The sequence below is a fragment of the Pseudoxanthomonas jiangsuensis genome, assembly GCF_010093185.1.
Classification (GTDB): domain Bacteria; phylum Pseudomonadota; class Gammaproteobacteria; order Xanthomonadales; family Xanthomonadaceae; genus Pseudoxanthomonas; species Pseudoxanthomonas jiangsuensis.
In genome coordinates this window covers 174,996-194,989 of sequence record NZ_PDWL01000002.1, presented here as the reverse complement: position 1 = coordinate 194,989, position 19,994 = coordinate 174,996, and the positions used below count along the sequence as shown (strand labels likewise).

Sequence of the window (19,994 nt, the reverse complement as noted above, 5' to 3'; positions counted from 1 at the left end):
CCCCTACGGGCGCAGGCCGAGGGCAATGAAAGAAAGCATCCTGGACGTCCTGCTCTACCTGTTCGAACACTACATCGCCGACGATGCGGACACCCTGCGTGACCGCGACCCCCTCCAGGCCGGCCTGATCGAAGCCGGATTCAGCCCCACCGAGATCGGCAAGGCCTTCGACTGGCTCGACGGCCTGGCGCAGCAGCGCCCGGCCGGCGGCGAAGCCCGGGTCGACGGCCCGGTGCGGGTGTTCCATGGCCCGGAGCTGGACAAGCTGGACGTGGAAAGCCGCGGCTTCCTGCTGTTCCTGGAGCAGCACCGGGTGCTCGACGCGCACCAGCGCGAACTGGTGTTGGACCGGGCCATGGCCCTGGACCAGGACGAGCTGGACCTGGACGACCTGAAGTGGGTGGTGCTGATGGTGCTGTTCACCCAGCCCGGCGCCGAGGCCGCCTACGCCTGGATGGAGACCCAGATGTTCGGCGAGGAGCCCGAGCCGGTGCACTGAGCTCACCCGCCGTCCTCCCTGCGTCGCCCCGCGAAGCCGGCCCTGCGCCGGCTTCCGCGCATCCGGGGCATCGGTTACCTTGGATGCACGCTTTCGGGGAATCGAATGGACTCCTGGTATTACGCCACTGCCGACAGGCAGCGGCACGGCCCCGTGCAGGCCGAACAACTGCGCGCCCTGGCCCGGGACGGCGCGATCGATGCCGGCACCCTGGTCTGGCGCGAAGGCTTCGAGCAGTGGCGCACGCTGGCCGACGCGGCCGCTGAACTGGGCATCGCGCCGCTGCCCGCAGCGACGTTGCCGTCCGCCCCGCCGCCACACGATCCCTACCGGGTCGCCCCGGCAGCGGTGGCCCCGCAGGCGCCGGTCTTCCGCCCACAGGTCGAGTTCGTGCCCAACCACCTGGTCTGGGCGATCCTGAGCACCCTGTTCTGCTGCTGGCCGCTGGGCGTGGTGGCGATCGTCTACGCCACCCGGGTCGACGCCAGGCGCGCCGGAGGCGACGTCGCCGGCGCCTGGGACGCATCGCGCAAGGCCCGCCTGTGGGCGATGTGGTCCGCGCTGTCGGTGCTGATCCTGTTCGCCGGCATCATGCTGCTGGCCGCCATCGATGGAGCGTTCAAATGACCGAGTGGTACTACGCCACCGCCGACGGCCAGCGCCACGGCCCGCTGGCCGATGCGCAACTGCGCGCGCTGGCCGACGCCGGCACGATCGACCCGCAGACGCTGGTCTGGCGCGAAGGCCTGGCCCAGTGGCGGCCGCTGCACGAGTTCGCCGTCGAACTCGGCCTCGGCCAGCTACCGCCGCCCCTGCCGGCCGCGCCGGGCACGCCGCCGGGCGCAACGCCGGGCATGTACGCCGCACCGCAGCCGCAACCGCGCCCGGGCATGCCCGGCTGCCTGATCGCGGTCCTGGTGGCGGTAGCCGGACTGGTGGTGCTGTCGGTGCTCGGCATCCTCGCCGCGATCGCCCTGCCGGCCTACCAGGACTACCGCCTGCGCTCGATCTCGATGGCCGCCATCGCCGAGGCCCGCAGCCACCAGCCGGCGGTGGCCGAGTTCATGGCCGCGCACGACGGTCGCTGCCCCAGCAACGACGACGAGGGCTTCGGCGAGGCCGAGAGCTACGCCGGCCCCCAGCTCTCGGCGGTGGTGTTCGGCGAGTTCGAGGGCAGCGACCTGTGCGGTCTGGAGGCGACCATTTCCGCCCCCGGCCAGGAGCAGCTGGACGGCCAGGCGATCTGGCTCGAGCACGACCCGGACCAGGACGTCTGGACCTGCACCTCCGAGGTGGCCGATCGCCACCTGCCCGAATTCTGCCGCGGCTGAGCCGCGGCCCGCACGCACGCCAAGCGAGGGAACGTGATGACCCAGTGGTACTACGCCGACCGCCAGCGGCAGCAGCAGGGCCCGTTGACCGGCCCGGAACTGGCCGCGCTGTTCCGCGCCGGCCAGGTCGACGCCACCACCCTGGTCTGGCACGAGGGCCTGGCCGGCTGGCAGCCGCTGTCCGCCTCCCGCGACGAACTGGAGCTGGACGCGCCGCCGCCGACCCTGGACTTCCGGACCGCTCCCGAGCCGCCCGCAGCGCCCGAACCGGTGGTCGCACTCGCCCCCGGCGCCGCCGGCTACAGCCCCTACGCCGCCCCGGCCGCGGCGATGGCCATGGCCCAGGCCGGGCCGGTGCTGGGCGGCGAAGTGGTGATGGCCGGCTTCTGGAAGCGCGTGGCCGCCTACCTGATCGACAGCATGGTGGTGGGCGTGATCGGCGGCATCATCGGAATGATGCTCGGCATGCTGATCATTCCGCTGGCCGCGATCGGCGGCGACGGCGGCGCCTACGCCCTGATCGGCGCGCAGATCGCGATCCAGCTGATATCCATCGCCATCTACGCCGCCTACTACGCCTTCTTCCACTCCTCCAGCTCGCAGGCCACCCTGGGCAAGATGGCGGTGGGGATCAAGGTGGTGCGCACCGACGGCACCCGGATCAGCCTGCTGCGCGGTATCGGCCGCTATTTCGCCAGCCTGCTCAGTGGCCTGATCCTGGGCATCGGCTTCCTGATGGCGGCCTTCACCGAGCGCAAGCAGGGCCTGCACGACATCCTCTGCGACACCCTGGTGGTGGACAAGTGGGCCTATACCGACCACCCGGAATGGCAGCGCCGCGAGCTGGGCACCGTCGCGATCGTGGTCCTGGTGCTGTACGGCCTGCTGCTGGCCGTGGTCGCGGTGGCCCTGGTGGCGATGATCGGGATGCTGTCCACGATGCACTGGTGACCCGCCCGGGGACGGGGCCCGGCGGCCTCGGCTTGACACGGCCGGCCGTGGCGTGATTCACCTATAAAAAGGAAAGGCCGAGCGCCCGGGGGATCCACCCCCGGGCGTCGGCATCTCTGGCGGACGCGATCTTCACGCCGCCTGCCGCACGTTCCGGTCCCGGATGGACCGCCGCCCGACCCTGGTTCCCGCACCATGCCCAAGCACCTGCTCATCGTCGAATCGCCTGCCAAGGCCAAGACGATCAACAAATACCTCGGCAAGGACTTCACCGTCCTGGCCTCCTACGGGCACGTGCGCGACCTGGTGCCGAAGGAGGGCGCGGTCGACCCGGAGCGCGGCTTCGCCATGCGCTACGACCTGATCGAGAAGAACGAGAAGCACGTCGACGCGATCGCCAGGGCCGCGCGCGGCGCCGACGACATCTGGCTGGCGACCGACCCGGACCGCGAGGGCGAGGCGATCAGCTGGCACATCGCCGAGATCCTCAAGGAGCGCGGCCTGCTCGACGGCAAGCCCCTGCACCGGGTGGTGTTCACCGAGATCACCCCGCGCGCGATCAAGGAGGCGATGACCCAGCCGCGGACCATCGCCGGCGAACTGGTCGACGCCCAGCAGGCCCGCCGTGCACTCGACTACCTGGTCGGCTTCAACCTCTCCCCGGTGCTGTGGCGCAAGGTCCAGCCGGGCCTGTCCGCCGGCCGGGTGCAGTCGCCGGCGCTGCGCATGATCGTCGAGCGCGAGGAGGAGATCGAGGCGTTCAAGGCCCGCGAGTACTGGAGCATCGGCGCCGAGCTGGCACATCCGGCGCAGCCGTTCGGGGCCAAGCTGGTGCGGCTGGACGGGCAGAAGTTCGAGCAGTTCACGATCACCGATGGCGAGACGGCCGAAGCGGCGCGGCTGCGGATCCAGCAGGCCGCCGCCGGCGCCCTGCACGTCACCGACGTGGTCAGCAAGGAGCGCAAGCGCCGCCCGGCGCCGCCGTTCACCACCTCCACCCTGCAGCAGGAGGCCTCGCGCAAGCTCGGCTTCACCACCCGCAAGACCATGCAGGTGGCGCAGAAGCTGTACGAGGGCGTGACCCTGGGTGAGGAAGGCACGGTCGGCCTGATCAGCTACATGCGTACCGACTCGGTGAACCTGTCGCAGGAGGCCGTAGCCGAGATCCGCGACGTGATCGCCCGCGACTACGGCACCGCCTCGGTCCCGGACAAGCCCAACGTCTACCAGACCAAGTCCAAGAACGCCCAGGAGGCGCACGAGGCAGTGCGCCCGACCTCGGCCCTGCGCACCCCCGCGCAGGTCTCGCGCTTCCTGACCGACGACGAGCGCCGGCTCTACGAGCTGGTGTGGAAGCGCGCGGTCGCCAGCCAGATGGTTCCGGCCACCCTCAACACCGTCTCGGTCGACCTGGCCGCCGGCGGCGAGCACACCTTCCGCGCCAGCGGCACCACCGTGGTCTTCCCGGGCTTCCTGGCGGTGTACGAGGAAGGCAAGGACACCAAGGCCGCCGAGGACGATGACGAAGGCCGCAAGCTGCCGGCGATGAAGACCGGCGACCGCGTGCCCCTGGACCGGATCCACGCCGACCAGCACTTCACCCAGCCGCCGCCGCGCTACACCGAAGCGGCCCTGGTCAAGGCGCTGGAGGAGTACGGCATCGGCCGGCCGTCCACCTACGCCTCGATCATCCAGACCCTGCTGTTCCGCAAGTACACCGAGATGGAAGGGCGCGCGTTCCGGCCCACCGACGTCGGCCGCGCGGTCAGCAAGTTCCTCTCCGGCCACTTCACCCGCTACGTGGACTACGACTTCACCGCCAACCTGGAAGACGAGCTGGACGCGGTCTCCCGCGGCGAGGAGCAGTGGGTGCCGCTGATGGAGAAGTTCTGGGCGCCGTTCAAGGAGCTGGTCGAGGACAAGAAGGAATCGCTGGACCGCACCGACGCCGGCAGCTCGCGCTCGCTCGGCACCGACCCGGCCAGCGGCAAGGAGGTCAGCGCGCGGATCGGCCGCTTCGGGCCGATGGTCCAGATCGGCACGGTGGACGACGAGGAGAAGCCGAAGTTCGCCTCGCTGCAGCCGGGCCAGAGCATCTACTCGATCTCGCTGGAGGACGCGCTGAAGCTGTTCGACATGCCGCGCACGCTCGGCGAGAGCGACGGCCAGCCGGTCAGCGTCGGGATCGGCCGCTTCGGTCCCTTCGCCAAGCGCGGCAGCACCTACGCCTCGCTGAAGAAGGAGGACGACCCGTACAAGATCGACCTGGCGCGGGCGGTGTTCCTGATCGAGGAGAAGGAGGAGATCGCGCGCAACCGGATCATCAAGGAATTCCCGGGCAGCGAGATCCAGGTGCTCAACGGACGCTTCGGCCCGTACCTGAGCGACGGCAAGCTCAACGGCAAGATCCCCAAGGATCGCGAGCCGGCCTCGCTGACCCTGGAGGAAGTGCAGCAGCTGATGGCCGAGACCGGCAAGCCGGCGCGCCGCGGCTTCGGTGCGAAGGGCGCGCAGAAGGGCGCCAGGACGGCGGCGAAGAAGGCCGCGCCGGCGAAGACCACTGCCCCGGCCAAGGCCGCGACGAAGACCCCGCAAAAGGGGGCCAAGGCCCCGGCCAAGAAGGCCGCGACCAAGAAGACCGCCGCGAAGTCCGCCGGCAGCAGCGCCGCCAAGAAGGCCCCGGCCAAGAAGACCGTGGTGAAGAAGGCTGCCGCCCGCGGCGGCGCCGACGACGCGCCGCCGTTCTGAACCCACGCACCGCGGCGCCCGACCGGCGCCGCGCCATCCGCCCGCCACGCCATGCCGCCCGTCCTCGCCATCGCCGATGCCGTCGCCCTGCTCCACTGCGGCGGCGTGGTCGCCTACCCGACCGAGGCGGTCTGGGGCCTGGGCTGCGATCCGGCCGACGAGGCGGCGGTGACGAGGCTGCTGGCGATCAAGCAAAGGCCGGTGGGCAAGGGCGTGATCCTGGTCGCCGACGCGCTGGAACCGCTGCAGGGCTGGATCGATCTGGAGGCGCTTCCCGCCTCCCGGCGCGACGCGGTGCTGGCCAGCTGGCCCGGCCCGAACACCTGGGTGGTGCCGGCCGCGGCCGCCGCACCGCGCTGGATCACCGGCGACCATGACGGCATCGCGGTGCGGATCAGCGCCCATCCGGGCGTGGCCGCGCTGTGCCGCGCCTTCGGCGGGCCGCTGGTCTCCACCAGCGCCAACCTCGCCGGCGAACCGCCGGCGCGCAGCCGCGAACAACTCGACCCGCGCCTGCTGGCCACGATCGACGGCCTGGTCGACGGCGCCACCGGCGGCCTGGAGCAGCCCACTGCGATCCGGATCGCCCGCGATGGCAGCATCCTGCGCGGCTAGGCGCCTTGGTCGATCGCACCGATCCGCCCTAGGATGGCGACGTACCCTGCGGAGGAACGCCGCATGCCCCACCCCACTGACCGTCGCCATGCCCTGATCCGGTCGGCCTGGCTGGCCCTGCTGGCCGCGGTGGGCCTGGCGCCTGCCGAGGCCGCGGAGCCGCCCAAGACCACTGGCGCCAACGTCACCATCTACCGCTGCGTCGACAGCCGCGGCCAGCTGGTCGCCCTGCGCGATTCGCCCTGCCGCACCGGCGAGCGCCAGGAGGTGCTGCAGATGCAGAGGCCGCAGGATCCGCCGCCGCGCACTGCCACGACCCAGGCGAACGCCACGCCCGCCGCCGCGCCCGCGCGCGAAATCCGGGTGGTGAGCGTGCAGCCGCCGCAACCGATGTACGAATGCACCGGCGGCGACGGCGAGAGTTACCTCAGCGACAGCGACGAAGGCAATCCGCGCTGGGTTCCGTACTGGACCATGGGCTATCCGGTCGTCGCAGTGGCGCCACGCCCGCCGCGGCCCCCGGTGCGGCCGCCGCCGGTCCGTCCAGCGGGCGACCCGGGCCCGACGCCCGGGCCGGGGCCGGGGCCGGGATTTCCACCGCCTCGCCATCACGGACCAACCCTGGTCGTCCCCGGCGGCACCTGGGTGCGCGACAGCTGCATCCGCCTGCCGCAGGACCAAGTCTGCGCGCGCCTGTCCGACCGCCGCTACGAGATCCTGCGGATCTACCACGCCGGCATGCCGAGCGAGCGCCAAGCCCTGGACCGCGAACAGGCGCAGCTGGATGCGCGCCTGGCCAACGACTGCCCCGGCTACTGAACCCGCCCGATGCCGCCGTACGCGCTCCGATCGCTTCCCCTGCTGCTGCTCGCGCTGTGCCTGTGGGCGATCGCCCCTGGCGCCGGCGCGCAGGCGGTGACGATCTACCGCTGCACCGACGCCGGCGGCAACCTCACCGTGCAGAACCGGCCCTGCCCGGCCGGCAGCACCCAGCGCGAGCAGACGGTTCCCGGCGTGGCCAGCACGCCCGCGACCGCAGCCGGGATGTCCGCACCCGCATCCTCCGCGCCACCGCCCGGTTTCGCGGAACCGGCGGCCGCAACCGCGGCACCGTCCAGCACCGGCACCGAAGATCGGCAGCCGCGCATCCTCGACAGCGCGACCCTGGCGCGCGAGGCGCCGCAACCCACGCCCGCCGACAGCGATCGCCTGCCGCCCCCGCCGCTGTTCCGCTGCCAAACCTACGACGGCGACAGCTACCTGGCCGAGGAGGCCGAGCAGCCGCCGCGCTGCATCGGCCTGCGCACCGTCGGCCTGGACGGCAACCCGGCGGCCGGCGCCGGCCAGGCCTGCGAAGTGGTGCGCGACCAGTGCGCGCGGGTGGCGGACGGCGGCGCCTGCGAAGCCTGGCGCCGCTACGCGCGCGAGGCGGAGTCGCGCTGGCGCTTCGCCCATCCCGACAACGCCGAGCGCCGGCGCGGCGAGTACGAACGACGGGCCGGCATCGTCGCCGCGAGCTGCGGTGGCTGAGAGCCGCTCAGCCCGACCAGGGCACGCTCAGGCCCACCGCCAGCAGGAACAGCGCGAACACCCGCCGCAAGGCCTGCGCGCTGAGCCGGTGCGCCAGGCGCGTGCCCCAGGGCGCGGCCAGCACCGAGGCCAGCGCTACGCCCACCGCCGCCGGCAGGTAGACGTAGCCGAGCGCATGCCGCGGCAATGCTCCATCCGGCGCGTGCAGGGCGTAGCCCAGGGCGCTGGCCAGGCCGATGGCGACGCCGCAGGCGCTGGAGGTACCGACCGCGCGCACCGGCCGTACCCCGCGCCAGACCAGCAGGGGAACGGTCATGCTGCCGCCGCCGATCCCGACCACCGCCGACAGGGCGCCGATGCCGCCGCCGGCGACGGTCATCGGCCAGCCGCGCGGCGCGGCGACCTCGCTGCCGTCGACCGGCGCCCGGGTGCGGCCGAAGCCGATCTGCCAGGCCGCCAGCAGGCAGTAGCCGGCCACGATCCAGCGCAAGGCCTCGTCGTCCAGCTTCACCGCCAGGCCGCTGCCCAGCCAGCCACCGAGCAGAAGGCCGGGCACCATCCACGCCACCGTCGGCCACAGCACGCTGCCGCGCGCGGCGTGCGCCCGCGCCGAGGACGCCGCAGTCAGCACGATGCTGGCCAGCGAACTGGCCAGGGCCGCGTGCATCGCCGCCTCTTGCGGTACCCCGAACCAGGGCAGCAGCCAGGCCAGGGCGGCGACCAGGACCAGGCCGCCGCCGACGCCGAGCAGGCCGGCGAGGATCCCGGCCGCGATGCCGAGCAGGGGAAACAGCAGATACATCCAGGGATTCACGGGCGCTCCATCGGCAGGGCGCCCGGGCGGCGTGCCGACGCGTTCCCGAGGAGGTACGCGCCGTCACGGCCATTCAGGCGCGTTGGGTATATTCGAACGCATGTCGCGCGCCTTCACCATCCCGTCCTCGCAACGCCGTCTTCGCCTGCCCCAAGCCATGCTGCCGGGCCTGCTGATCTGCCTGCTGCTGGCCGCGCTGCCGGCGGTGGCCGCGCCCGCCGGCGCTGAGAACGACGCGGCGATGAAGGCCGCCCTGGCCGCCGCGCGCGGCGGCCAGCTCGCGCCCGGGCAGGTCGAGGCCCTGCGCGCCGACCCGCGCCTGCCGTGGCTGGAGTTCGCCCGCCTCTCGCGCGACCTCGACCGTGCCGACGCCGGCCAGGTCCGCGCCTTCCTGCAGCGCTACGACGGCCAGGCCGCGGCGGCCTCGTTGCGCAGCCTGTGGCTGGCCGCCCTGTCGCGGCGCAAGGACTGGAGCGCGCTGCTGGCCGACTGGCGCCCGCAGGATGACGCCGGCCTGCTTTGCGCGCGCCTGGACGCCCTGCAGTCGCTGGGCCGCGCCGGACCGGACTGGAACGCGCAGGCGCAGGCGCTATGGCGCCAAGGCAAGTCCCTGCCCGATGCCTGCGACCCGGTGTTCGCCGCACTTGCCGCCCGCGGCGCCCTCGACGAGGCCCTGCGCTGGGAGCGCTTCGACCTGGCCGTGGCCGAGGGCGACGCCGCGGTGATGCGCACCGCCGCGCGCGGCCTGCCCGCGGCCGCGCAGGCGCTGGCCGCCGACTACGCCGCCTTCGTCCAGGCCCCGCACGCCCGCGCCGCGCAGTGGCCGCGCGATGCGCGCAGCCGCCGGGTCGCCGCGGCCGGACTGGCGCGGCTGGCGAAGACCGACCCGGACGGCGCCGAACGCCAGCTCGCGCAGCTGGCCCCGGCGCTGGGCATGGACGAGGCCGAACGCGGCCGGGTCCTGTACCAGATCGCCTTGTGGACGGTGGCCTCCTACCTGCCCGGCTCGGCGCGCCGGCTGGAGGCGGTGCCGGCCTCGGCCTACGACGAACGCCTGCACGAATGGCGGGTGCGCGAGGCCATGGCCCGCGGCGACTGGAAGGCGGCGCTGGAAGCCCTGCGGAAGATGCCGGCGAAGCAGCGCGAGGATTCGCGCTGGCGCTGGTTCGAGGCGCGGATGCTGGAGAAGACCGGTCGCGCGGCCGAGGCCCAGGCCCTGTTCCGGCAGACCGCGGCCACCCCCACCTTCCATGGCTTCCTCGCCGCCGACCGCCTGCGCCAGCCGTATGCGCTGTGCCCGTGGCAGCCGCCGGAAGGGTCCGGCCTGCGCGCCGAGGTCGCCCGCGACCCGGCCCTGGTCCGCGCCCTGGCCCTGTACCGGATCGACCAGCCCGGATGGGCCGTGCGCGAATGGAGCGACGCGCTCTCGCGTTTCGACGATGCCCGTCGCCGCACCGCGGTGGCCCTGGCCCAGGAACAGGGCTGGTTCGACCGTGCGGTGTTCTCCCTGGGCAAGCCGCCGGAAGAGCAGCGCCTGTACGCCCTGCGTTTCCCCCTGCACCACGACGCCGACATCCGCGCCGCCGCCCGGCGCCACGACCTGGACCCGGCCTGGATCGCCGCCGAGATCCGCGCCGAGAGCGTGTTCAATCCCGCCGCGCGCTCGCCGGCCAACGCCCGCGGGCTGATGCAGCTGCTGCCGGGCACCGCCGCCGGCGTGTCCCGGCGCACCGGCCTGGCCTACGCCGGCGCCGACAGCCTGTACGACGCCTCGACCAACATCGCCCTGGGCAGCGCCTACCTGCGCGAGATGGAGGACAAGTACGGCGCCACCTACGTGGCCATCGCCGCCTACAACGCCGGCCCGACCCCGGTGGCGCGCTGGCAGTCGCAAAGGCCCGGGTTCGATCCGGACATCTGGATCGAGACCATCAGCTACAAGGAAACCCGCGACTACGTCGCCCGCGTGCTGGCCTTCAGCGTGATCTACGACTGGCGACTCAACGGCGACGCTTTGCCGGTCGGCGAGCGCCTGCTCGGCCGCACCGGCGGCGCGCGCAAGGCCTTCGCCTGCCCGGCCGCCGCGCAGTAACGCCCATGGACACCTACCTCGTCGGCGGCGCCGTCCGCGACGCCCTGCTCGGATTGCCGCCGGGCGACCGCGACTGGGTCGTGGTCGGCGCCACCCCGCAGCAGATGCTCGATGCCGGCTTTCGTCCGGTCGGCCGCGACTTCCCGGTGTTCCTGCATCCGCACAGCGGCGAGGAGCACGCCCTGGCCCGGACCGAGCGCAAGAGCGGGCGCGGCCACCGCGGCTTCGTGGTCGATGCCGATCCCTCGGTGACGCTGGAGGAGGACCTGCAGCGCCGCGACTTCACCATCAATGCGATCGCCCGCGACGCCCGTGGCGACCTGGTCGATCCCTATGGCGGCGCGGACGACCTGCAGCGGCGGATCCTGCGCCACGTCGGTCCGGCCTTCGCCGAGGATCCCCTGCGGGTGCTGCGCGCGGCCCGGTTCATGGCCCGGCTGGCGCCGCTGGGCTTCGAGGTCGCGCCGGAGACGATGGCCCTGATGCGGCAGATGGCCGCCAGCGGCGAACTGGACACGCTTGTGCCCGAGCGGGTCTGGCAGGAACTGCGCAAGGCCCTGGCCGCGCCGCGACCATCGGCCTTCCTCGCCACCCTGCACGCCTGTGGCGCGCTGGCCGCGGTGCTGCCGGAGGTGGACGCGCTGTACGGCGTGCCGCAGAGGGCCGAGTTCCACCCGGAGATCGACACCGGCATCCACCAGCAGCTGGTCAGCGACATGGCCGCGCGGCTGGCGCCGGGGGACGACCTGGTCGGCTTCGCCGCCCTGACCCACGACCTGGGCAAGGCGCGCACGCCGGCGCACGTGCTGCCCAGGCACATCGGTCACGAGCACGCCGGACTCAAGCCGCTGGCGGCGCTGTGCGAGCGGCTGAAGGTGCCGACCGAGCACCGCCGCCTGGCCGAAGCCGTGTGCCGCGAACACCTCAACGTGCACCGCCTGGCCGAGCTGCGCGACGCCACCGTGCTGGAACTGCTCGAGCGCTGCGACGCCTTCCGCCGTCCCGAGCGCGTGGCCCGGATCGCCATCGCCTGCGAGGCCGACAAGCGCGGCCGCCTCGGCCAGGAGGAGGCGGACTACCCGCAGGGCCCGGCGTTGCGGCGGCTGCATGCCGCCGCCGCCGCGGTGAACGCCCGCGACCTGCCCGGCGGCGCGCACCTGGCCGGGCCGCAGGTGGGACAGGCCCTGCGCAAGGCCCGGATCGCCGCGATCGCCGCCGCACGTTCCCCGTAGGGGTTGCGCACGCGTCCTGAACGTCCTTCGCGGCAACGTGTCGATCACCGTCCCCGCCGTCCGTCGCGTCATCGAAGCCGGCAGGGTCCGGCCCATCCCGACAGCGTAAGGAGGTTTCCCATGGCGTACGTGGACGGTTTCGTGTTGCCGGTGCCGAAGGACAAGGTCCAGGACTACCGCAGGATCGCGCGCAAGGCCGGCAAGGTCTGGCTGGAATACGGCGCGCTGGAGTACGTGGAGTGCGTGGCCGACGACGTGCAGCCCGGCAAGCTCACCTCGTTCCCGCAGGCGGTCAAGCTCAAGCCGGACGAGGTGGTGCTGTTCTCCTGGATCCGCTACCGCTCGCGCGCGCACCGCGACAAGGTCAACAAGCAGGTGATGGCCGACCCGCGGATCGCCTCGATGGGACCCGATTCGATGCCGTTCGACGGCAAGCGCATGTTCTGGGGCGGCTTCAAGCCGATCGTGGAGATGCATCCGGGGGAATGAGGTCCCCGGCGGCGCCGGCGTGTCGAAACGCACCCCGGCCGCACGTCGTCGATCCATGCGCCGGCAACCGGCCGGCGGCGCTGACGAACGGGGAGCACGAGATGCGCGTGATGGTGATGGTCAAGGCCTCCACCGGTTCCGAGGCCGGGGAGATGCCCGGTCCGCAGCTGCTGGAGGCGATGGGCCGCTTCAACGAGGAACTGGTCAGGGCCGGGGTGATGCTCGCCGGCGAAGGCCTGCATCCGAGTTCCCGCGGGGTACGGGTGCGCTATTCCGGCTCCCGGCGCACAGTGGTGGACGGTCCCTTCGCCGAGACCAAGGAACTGGTAGCCGGCTTCTGGCTGTGGCAGGTGCGCTCGCTGGAGGAAGCGATCGAATGGGCGCGTCGCTGCCCCAACCCGCACCCGGAGGACTGCGAGATCGAGATCCGCCCGGTGTTCGAGGCCGAGGATTTCGGCGATGCGCTCTCCCCGGACCTGCGCGAGCAGGAACAAAGGCTGCGCGCCGGCATCGCCGCGCGTGCCTGATCCGGGCGTCCCGTCGAAGCGCGTGCCAACACACGCGATGCGAGGAGGCATGCGATGTGCCCCACCGCCACGTCGATGCTCTGATCGCCGCCCATGAGCACGCCGCAGCACGACATCCACCGCACCATCGATGCGGTCTGGCGGATGGAATCGGCCCGGGTGATCGCCGGCCTGGTCCGGATCGTCCGCGACGTCGGCCTGGCCGAGGAACTGGCCCAGGACGCGCTGGTCGCCGCGCTGGAGAAATGGCCCGACGGCGGCATTCCGGACAATCCCGGGGCCTGGCTCATGACCACCGCACGCAATCGCGCCATCGACCGCCTGCGCCATTACCGGCTGCGCGAGGAGAAGCACGTGCAGCTGGCCTGGGAGCTGGAGCAGTGGCAGGAGGACGCCGGCCGGCGCGGCGACGAGCTGCTCGACGACAGCGTCGGCGACGACCTTTTGCGGCTGATGTTCATCGCCTGCCATCCGGTGCTGCCGCCGGACTCGCGGGTGGCGCTGACCCTGCGCCTGCTCGGCGGCCTGGAGACCGGCGAGATCGCCCGCGCCTTCCTCGCCAGCGAGGCCACGGTGGCCCAGCGCATCGTCCGCGCCAAGCGGACCCTGGCCGAGGCCCGGGTGCCGTTCGAGATCCCGCGGCGCGAGGAACTGCCCGAACGCCTGGCCGCGGTGCTGGGCGTGGTCTACCTGGTGTTCAACGAAGGCTACGCCGCTACCGCCGGCGAGGACTGGACGCGGCCGGCGCTGTGCGAGGAGGCCCTGCGCCTGGGCCGGGTGCTGGCCGGACTGATGCCGGCCGAGCCGGACGTGCACGGGCTGCTGGCGCTGATGGAGCTCCAGGCCTCGCGCCTGCCCGCGCGCACCGGCGCGGACGGGGCGCCGGTGCTGTTGCTGGAACAGGACCGCGCGCGCTGGGACCGGCTGCTGATCGGCCGCGGCCTGGAATCGCTGGCGATGGCCGAACGCCTCGGCGGCGGCGAGGGTCCTTATGCCCTGCAGGCGGCGATCGCGGCCTGCCACGCGCGCGCGCTCACGGCGGACGCCACCGACTGGCCGCGGATCGCCGGCCTGTACGCGACCCTGGCGCGGGTCGCGCCGTCGCCGGTGGTGGAGCTCAACCGGGCGGTGGCGGTATCGATGGCCTCGGGACCGGCCGCGGCCCTGCCGCTGGTCGAGGCGCTGGCCACCGAGCCGAAACTGGCCGGCTACCACCTGCTGCCGAGCGTGCGCGGCGATCTGCTGTTCCGGCTGGAGCGCCACGGTGAGGCCCGCACCGAGTTCGAGCGCGCCGCGGCGATGACCGCCAACGCCCGCGAGCGCGAGCTTTTGCTCGCGCGGGCGGCGCAGTGCCGGGACGCATCCGGCAGTCCTCCGTAGGCGACCGATCGCCGCCGCTCAGATCTTCAGGTGCCAGCCGCGCCGGTCCATCCAGAGCACCACCAGCCACCACACCCCGACGAAGGCCAGCGCGAACACCAGCGATGGCAGGTACGGCCCGAACCGCGGCGTCATCCAGCCGGCGAACAGCGCCTGGTAGATCGGCTCCCACCAGCCCAGCCCGGCGAAGGCGTAGACCATCACCGCCGAGCCGGCATAGGCGGCGATCGCGTTGACCCCGAAACTGCGGCCCAGCGCCGGCCAGCCGCGCGCATCGACCAGCGCGTGCGCCGCGGCCAGCGCCCATAGCGCCCAGCCGCCGGTCCACAGCACGTAGGACGAGGTCCACAGGTTCTTGTTCCAGGGCAGCCAGGCCGACCACAGCCAGCCGCCCAGCAGCGCCACGGCGCCGGCGAGCCACAGCACGCGGGTGCGGCCGCGGCGCAGCCAGTCGCCCGCACGCAGGCCCAGCAGCGTGGTCGCCAGTGCCCCCAGGGTGCTCGCCAGGCCTTCCGGATCGTGGCCGCGGCCGCTGGCCGGGTCGTGCGCGTACAGCCACGGTCCGAGCAGCGCATCGTCGATCCGGCTGGCCAGGTTCTCCCAGGGCGCGTAGCTGCCGCCCCAGGCCAGCAACGCCCACCAGCCGAGCAGCAGGACGCCCAGCAGCAGCCACTGCGCCCGCGGCCTGAGCCACAGCGCCACCGCACCGGCGGCGAGGAAGCACAGCCCGATCCTCTGCAGCACGCCCCAGGGCCGGTAGTGCGCCAGGTCCAGCCACCACCAGGCCAGCAGGTGCAGCAAAAGGCCCATGCCGAGGATGCGCACGGCGCGCACCGCCACCGCGCGCAGCAGGACGCCGCGGTCGGCGCCGTCCTCGGCGCGCGGGACCACGCCCAGCGCGATCGACACGCCGACGATGAACAGGAAGAACGGGAACACCAGGTCGGTCGGGGTGCAGCCATGCCAGTCGGCGTGCAGCAGCGGCGGGTAGACGAGGCCCCAGTCGCCCGGGTTGTTGACCAGCAGCATCGCCGCCACGGTCAGGCCGCGCAGGGCGTCGACCGAGGCGAAGCGGGCGGGTTTTGCGCTCAACCTGCCGAATCCACGCCCGCGATCCAGGTCTCGCGGACCTCCAGCGCCTCGTCCAGCAGCACCAGGTCGGCCTGCAAGCCCGGCGCGATCCGGCCGTGGCGGTCGGCCAGGCCCAGGAATTGCGCCGGATAGGTCGAGGCCATGCGCGCGGCCTCCTCCAGCGGCAGGCCCAGCAGGCGCACGCTGTTGCGCACCGCGGTGGCCATGTCCAGGGCCGAGCCGGCCAGCGCGCCGGCAGCATTGCGGACCACCCCGTCCACCGCGGTGATCACCTCGCCGTACAGCGCGAACGAGGGATCGTCCGAGCCGACCATCGGCATCGCGTCGGTGACCAGGAAGATCTTGCCCCGCGGCTTGGCCGTCAGGGCCACGCGCAACGCGCCCGGGTGCACGTGCACGCCGTCGACGATCACACCGCACCAGCTGTCGCGGTCCTCCAGCGCGGCGCCGACCGCGCCGGGCTCGCGGCCCTGCAGCGGCGACATCGCGTTGTACAGGTGGGTGAAGCCGCACAGGCCGGCGTCCAGCCCGGCGCGGGTCTCCTCGTAGCTGGCGGCGGTATGCCCGGCCACCACCCGCGCGCCGCGCGCGACCATCGCCCGGATCGTGTCCAGCGGCACCCGTTCCGGGGCCAGGGTGATCAGGGTGACGCCGTTGTCCAGCGAGGTCGCCATCGCCGCCTCGGCGGCATCGGGCACGCGGAACTTGCTGGCGTCGTGGGTGCCTTTGCGGCCCGGGGCAATGTACGGCCCTTCCAGGTGCACGCCGAGCACGCCGGGCACGCCGGCGGCGATCGCCGCGCGGGTGGCGGCCACCGCGCGCGCCATCACTTCGGCGTCGTCGCTGATCAGGGTCGGCAGGAAGCCGGTGGTGCCGAACCTGCGGTGGCCGCGGCCGATCGCGGCGATCGCCTCGACGCTGGTGTCGTTGTTGAACAGCACCCCGCCGCCGCCGTTGACCTGGGCATCGATGAAGCCCGGCAGCAGCCAGCCGCCGCCCAGGTCGCGGACCTCGGCGGCCTGCAGCCGCGCCTGCCCGGCCGGGGCCAGCGCCTCGATCCGGCCGGCCGCGTCGAGCAGCACCGCCAGGTCGTCGTGGAAGCCGTCGTCGAGCAGGACCCTGGCGTTGACCAGCGCGTGGGTGGCCATCAGACCGTCTCCGTGACCTTGTTCAGGTGCGGCGGCAGGTCCGGGTTGTGGCCACGGCGCAGGGCCAGGGCGTTGATCGCGCGGTAGAAGCTCTGCACCGTCAGCAAGGGCGCGAGCGCGGGGTGCGCGGCCTGCGCCAGTGGCAACTGGACGCTGGACGAAGCCGGGGCCGCCGGTTCCGGCGCCGAGGCCACCCAGACCTCGGCGCCGCGCGCACGGAATTCCTCGGCGACGGCGACCGCGCCGGCGCCGGTGCCGTCGGGCTGGGCGAACACCAGCACCGGGAAGCCGGCGCCCACCAGCGCCATCGGCCCGTGCTTGACCTCGGCCGAACTGTAGGCCTCGGCGTGCAGGCCGCAGGTCTCCTTGAACTTCAGCGCCGCCTCCTGGGCCGCGCCCAGGCCCAGGCCGCGGCCGAGCACGAACAGGTTGCGCGCCCCGACCAGGCCCTGGGTCAGCGACGACCAGTCCTGGGCCCAGGCCTCGCGCAGCGCCTGCGGCAGGCCGTCGAGCGCGGCGAGCAGGGCCGGATCGTCCTTCCAGTACGCGACCAGCTGCAGGACCGCCGCCAGCGAGGCCAGGTAGCTCTTGGTCGCGGCCACGCTCTTCTCAGGACCCGCGCACAGCGGGATCACGGTATCGGCCAGCTGCGCCAGCGGCGAATCCTCCACGTTCACCAGCGCGACCACACGCGCCCCGCAGGCCTTGGCCGCTTCCGCATTGCGCAGCAGGTCCGGGCTCTTGCCCGACTGCGAGATGGCGATGAACAGCGCGCCCTCCAGCCTCAGAGGCGCCTCGTACACCGAACCGATCGACGGCGACAGCGAGGCGGTGACGATGCCCAGCTGGGTCTCGATCAGGTACTTGGCGTAGGTCGCGGCGTGGTCGGAGCTGCCGCGGGCGCAGGTGGCCACGAACGGCGGCGGCGCGGCGCGCAGCTGCCCGGCCAGGGCGGCGAGGGTGTCGCGGTTGCGGGCGAACTGGGCGGCGACCACGTCGGCCGCCTCGGCGGCCTCGTTGAACATCAGGGTCTGGGTTTCGGCGGGCAGAGCGAGCGGCATGTTCATGCTTCGGATGAGGGTGCGGGTCGAGGTCGCGCCTGCAGCGGAGCCGGCGCGGTGGAGCCGCGGACCACCAGCTGCGGCACGAAGCCCTGGTTGGTCACGGCCATGGGATGGTCGTCGTAGGCGTCCTGGCGCAGGCTGCCGATCAGCAGCCGCGCGGCGTGGCGGGCGATGTCCTCGGTGGCCTGCTTGGCGGTGGTCAGCGCCGGCCAGGACTGGCGCGAGAACGGGCTGTCCTCGAAGCCGGCGATCGACAGGTCGTAGGGCACGTTCAGCCCCACCGACTTGGCCGCCGCCAGCACGCCGGCGGCGATCTCGTCGTTGCTGCCGAAGATCGCCGTGGGCGGCTCGCGCAGCGCCAGCAGGCGGCGGGCGCCGCGGAAACCGTCGTCGAAGGTGTAGTCGCCGGGGATCACCAGGTGCTTGTCCAGGGTGATGCCGTAGTCCTTCAGCGCCGCCTCGTAGCCGGCGTAGCGCTCGCCCGAGGAGCGATGCTGGGCGCCGCCCCAGAGGAAGCCGATCCGCTGGTGGCCGAGCTGGATCAGGTGCTCGGTGATCTCGTAGGCGGCATCGCGGTCGTCGATGTAGACGCAGGGGCCGTCGGCCGGATCGTTGGTGGCGGCGATGATCCGCACCACCCGGATCCCGCGCGCGACCAGCGCCGCCACCAGGTCCGGGCGCTCGGACATCGGCGCGGTCAGCACCAGCCCGGCCAGGCGCGAGCGTTGCACGAACTCGGCCAGTTCGTCTGCCAGCAAGGGCGAGGTCGAGTCGCAGGGCTGGATCTGCAGGCCGAAGCCGGTCTCGCGGCAGGCCGCGAGCACGCCGTTCTGCACGCCGATGATGTGGTACGGGTTGGGGTTGTCGTACACCAGCCCGATCACGAACGGGGTCCCGCTGCGCAGGTTGCGCGCGGTCGGGTCCGGCTCGTAGTCCAGCTCGGCGATGGCGGCCAGCACGCGCGAGCGCGTGGCCTGCATCACCGAGGGCTCGTTGTTGATCACCCGCGATACGGTTTTGAGCGAAACCTTCGCCCGCTCGGCGACATCCTTGATGGTCGGCCTGCGCATGCCTGCTGCTGCCCTGGGAGTGGATCCGCCGTCCATCATGCGGGAATCAGCGGCCCGCCGGCAGCCCGGCGCGGTGGCCGCGCAGGGCGTAGTAGAGGATGTACAGGTAGCAGGGCACCATCAGCCCGGCGAACACCCACTGGAAGTCGAAGTGCTGCTTGAGCACGGCGAACAGCTGGGGCACCAGGGCGCCGCCGGCGATACCCATGATCAGCAGCGCCGAACCGGTCTCGGTGAAGCGCCCCAGGCCGCGGATCGCCAGCGGGAAGATTGCCGGCCACATCATCGCGTTGGCGAAGCCCAGGGCGGCGACGAAGCCGACCGAGACGTAGCCGTGGGTCAACAGGGCACCGACCGAGAACAGCACGCCCAGCACCGCCGACACGCTCAGCCAGCGCTCCTGCGAGACCACCCGCGGGATCAGCACCAGGCCGACCAGGTAGCCCAGCAGCATCGCCGCCAGGGTGAAGGAGGTGAAGAACTTGGTCTGGTCCAGGGGCAGTCCGAAGGCGTGGCCGTAGGTGCCGATCGCGTCGCCGGCCATCACCTCCGCACCCACGTACACGAACAGGCACAGCACGCCCAGCCACAGGTGCGGGAAGCGGAAGATGCTGCCGCGGGAAGCGCCGCCGTCCGCGGCCGGGGTCGCGTTGGCTTCCGCGGCGCTGATTTCCGGCAACGGCGAGAACAGCACCGCCACCGCGATCACCAGCAGCACCCCGGCCATCGCCAGGTACGGGGTGTGGATCTTGGCGGCGAAGCCGTCCAGCAACTGCGCCTTGGTCGCCGCGTCGGCCGCCTCGACCTGCGCGGCCAGGTCGCCCACGCCGTGCAGCACCAGCGAGCCGAGCACCAGCGGCGCCAGGATCCCGGCGATCTTGTTGCAGATGCCCATCAGCGCGATCCGCCGCGCCGCGCTCTCGATCGGGCCCAGGATGGAGATGTAGGGATTGACCGCGGTCTGCAGCAGGGCCAGGCCGCCGCCGATCACGAACAGGCCCGACAGCGCGCCGCCGAACCAGCGCCGGGTGGCGAACTCGCCGAACATCATCGCGCCCACCGCCATCACCGCCAGGCTCAGCGCCAGGCCCTTCTTCATGCCGGTGGCCTTGAGGATCCACGACGACGGCAGGGCCAGGAAGAAGTACGACAGGTAGAACACCATCAGCACCAGGAACGCCGAGATCTCGCTGACGTCGAAGGCGAGCTTGACGAAGGTGATCAGCGGCCCGTTGATCCAGGTGAAGAAGCCGATGATGAAGAACAGGCCGCCGACGATCGCGATCGAGGTGGCCAGGCTGGTGCGCGCGTGTGCGGCGGTGGTCGCGGACATGTTTCGGCTGCCTCCCCGGCGGCTGGAGATCCGCCCATGCCATCCCCCGGCCGGGCGAAAAGTAGGAACAACGTTGTCA

Annotated in this window: 19 protein-coding genes and 1 pseudogene; 14 read left to right on the top strand and 6 right to left on the bottom strand. The window is 72.6% G+C overall.

The window, feature by feature from the left end; translation table 11 throughout:
• Window positions 1-25 precede the first annotated feature (25 nt).
• The 9 genes and pseudogenes from CSC62_RS02290 (at window position 26) to CSC62_RS02255 (ending at window position 7,674) form a co-directional block, all read left to right on the top strand.
• Window positions 26-499, top strand: coding sequence for a DUF494 family protein (locus CSC62_RS02290; protein WP_162404541.1), 474 nt, complete (start codon window positions 26-28; stop codon window positions 497-499).
• Between the two features lie 105 nt (window positions 500-604).
• Window positions 605-742: pseudogene (locus CSC62_RS17945) on the top strand (DUF4339 domain-containing protein); the annotation flags it as partial.
• 105 nt (window positions 743-847) lie between these two features.
• Window positions 848-1,126, top strand: coding sequence for a CD225/dispanin family protein (locus CSC62_RS17940; protein ID WP_246194137.1), 279 nt, complete (start codon window positions 848-850; stop codon window positions 1,124-1,126).
• Window positions 1,123-1,830 carry a GYF domain-containing protein gene (locus CSC62_RS02280; protein ID WP_162404539.1) on the top strand — a complete coding sequence of 236 codons (708 nt, stop codon included), beginning with the start codon at window positions 1,123-1,125 and terminating at the stop codon, window positions 1,828-1,830. The genes CSC62_RS17940 and CSC62_RS02280 overlap by 4 nt, the downstream gene beginning before the upstream one ends.
• Before the next feature lie 36 nt (window positions 1,831-1,866).
• Window positions 1,867-2,781, top strand: a complete 915-nt coding sequence (locus CSC62_RS02275; protein WP_162404538.1) for an RDD family protein — start codon at window positions 1,867-1,869, stop codon at window positions 2,779-2,781.
• Window positions 2,782-2,976: 195 nt separating this feature from the next.
• Window positions 2,977-5,529 (top strand): DNA topoisomerase I, encoded by a 2,553-nt coding sequence (locus tag CSC62_RS02270; RefSeq protein ID WP_162404537.1) that lies wholly within the window; start codon window positions 2,977-2,979, stop codon window positions 5,527-5,529.
• Between the two features lie 51 nt (window positions 5,530-5,580).
• Complete coding sequence (gene tsaC / locus CSC62_RS02265) at window positions 5,581-6,144, top strand: L-threonylcarbamoyladenylate synthase type 1 TsaC (protein WP_162404536.1); 564 nt, start codon at window positions 5,581-5,583, stop codon at window positions 6,142-6,144.
• Between the two features lie 63 nt (window positions 6,145-6,207).
• Window positions 6,208-6,963, top strand: a complete 756-nt coding sequence (locus CSC62_RS17810; RefSeq protein WP_162404535.1) for a DUF4124 domain-containing protein — start codon at window positions 6,208-6,210, stop codon at window positions 6,961-6,963.
• A 9-nt stretch (window positions 6,964-6,972) separates the two neighbouring features.
• Window positions 6,973-7,674, top strand: a complete 702-nt coding sequence (locus tag CSC62_RS02255) for a DUF4124 domain-containing protein (protein WP_246194125.1) — start codon at window positions 6,973-6,975, stop codon at window positions 7,672-7,674.
• A gap of 7 nt (window positions 7,675-7,681) precedes the next feature.
• Here CSC62_RS02255 and CSC62_RS02250 read toward each other — a convergent pair whose 3' ends face one another.
• On the bottom strand, window positions 7,682-8,488 hold the full coding sequence (locus CSC62_RS02250) for a sulfite exporter TauE/SafE family protein (protein WP_246194124.1): 807 nt from the start codon (window positions 8,486-8,488) through the stop codon (window positions 7,682-7,684).
• A gap of 100 nt (window positions 8,489-8,588) precedes the next feature.
• On the opposite strand from CSC62_RS02250, the gene CSC62_RS02245 reads away from it, so the two are divergent.
• The 5 genes from CSC62_RS02245 to CSC62_RS02225 all read left to right on the top strand — a co-directional run bounded on the left by CSC62_RS02245 (window position 8,589) and on the right by CSC62_RS02225 (window position 14,208).
• Complete coding sequence (locus tag CSC62_RS02245) at window positions 8,589-10,580, top strand: transglycosylase SLT domain-containing protein (RefSeq protein WP_246194122.1); 1,992 nt, start codon at window positions 8,589-8,591, stop codon at window positions 10,578-10,580.
• Between the two features lie 5 nt (window positions 10,581-10,585).
• On the top strand, window positions 10,586-11,812 hold the full coding sequence (locus CSC62_RS02240) for a multifunctional CCA addition/repair protein (protein WP_162404534.1): 1,227 nt from the start codon (window positions 10,586-10,588) through the stop codon (window positions 11,810-11,812).
• Window positions 11,813-11,932: 120 nt separating this feature from the next.
• Window positions 11,933-12,301, top strand: coding sequence for a DUF1428 domain-containing protein (locus CSC62_RS02235; protein WP_162404533.1), 369 nt, complete (start codon window positions 11,933-11,935; stop codon window positions 12,299-12,301).
• A gap of 101 nt (window positions 12,302-12,402) precedes the next feature.
• Window positions 12,403-12,828, top strand: a complete 426-nt coding sequence (locus CSC62_RS02230; protein ID WP_162404532.1) for a YciI family protein — start codon at window positions 12,403-12,405, stop codon at window positions 12,826-12,828.
• 93 nt (window positions 12,829-12,921) lie between these two features.
• Window positions 12,922-14,208 carry an RNA polymerase sigma factor gene (locus CSC62_RS02225; protein ID WP_162404531.1) on the top strand — a complete coding sequence of 429 codons (1,287 nt, stop codon included), beginning with the start codon at window positions 12,922-12,924 and terminating at the stop codon, window positions 14,206-14,208.
• Between the two features lie 18 nt (window positions 14,209-14,226).
• Here CSC62_RS02225 and CSC62_RS02220 read toward each other — a convergent pair whose 3' ends face one another.
• From CSC62_RS02220 to CSC62_RS02200, 5 genes are read right to left on the bottom strand one after another with little or no spacing between them, the layout of a single operon-like run.
• Window positions 14,227-15,300, bottom strand: a complete 1,074-nt coding sequence (locus CSC62_RS02220; RefSeq protein ID WP_211368911.1) for an acyltransferase family protein — start codon at window positions 15,298-15,300, stop codon at window positions 14,227-14,229.
• Window positions 15,297-16,448: an N-acetylglucosamine-6-phosphate deacetylase gene (gene nagA / locus CSC62_RS02215; protein WP_162404530.1), complete on the bottom strand. Its 1,152-nt coding sequence runs from the start codon at window positions 16,446-16,448 to the stop codon at window positions 15,297-15,299. The genes CSC62_RS02220 and nagA overlap by 4 nt, the downstream gene beginning before the upstream one ends.
• Window positions 16,448-17,515, bottom strand: a complete 1,068-nt coding sequence (locus CSC62_RS02210) for an SIS domain-containing protein (protein WP_162404529.1) — start codon at window positions 17,513-17,515, stop codon at window positions 16,448-16,450. The genes nagA and CSC62_RS02210 overlap by 1 nt, the downstream gene beginning before the upstream one ends.
• The gene (locus tag CSC62_RS02205) at window positions 17,512-18,582 is read right to left on the bottom strand and encodes a LacI family DNA-binding transcriptional regulator (protein WP_162404528.1); all 1,071 of its coding nucleotides are present in this window, start codon (window positions 18,580-18,582) and stop codon (window positions 17,512-17,514) included. Before CSC62_RS02205 ends, CSC62_RS02210 begins: the two co-directional genes overlap by 4 nt.
• 46 nt (window positions 18,583-18,628) lie before the next feature.
• On the bottom strand, window positions 18,629-19,915 hold the full coding sequence (locus tag CSC62_RS02200) for a sugar MFS transporter (protein ID WP_162404527.1): 1,287 nt from the start codon (window positions 19,913-19,915) through the stop codon (window positions 18,629-18,631).
• Window positions 19,916-19,994 lie beyond the last annotated feature (79 nt).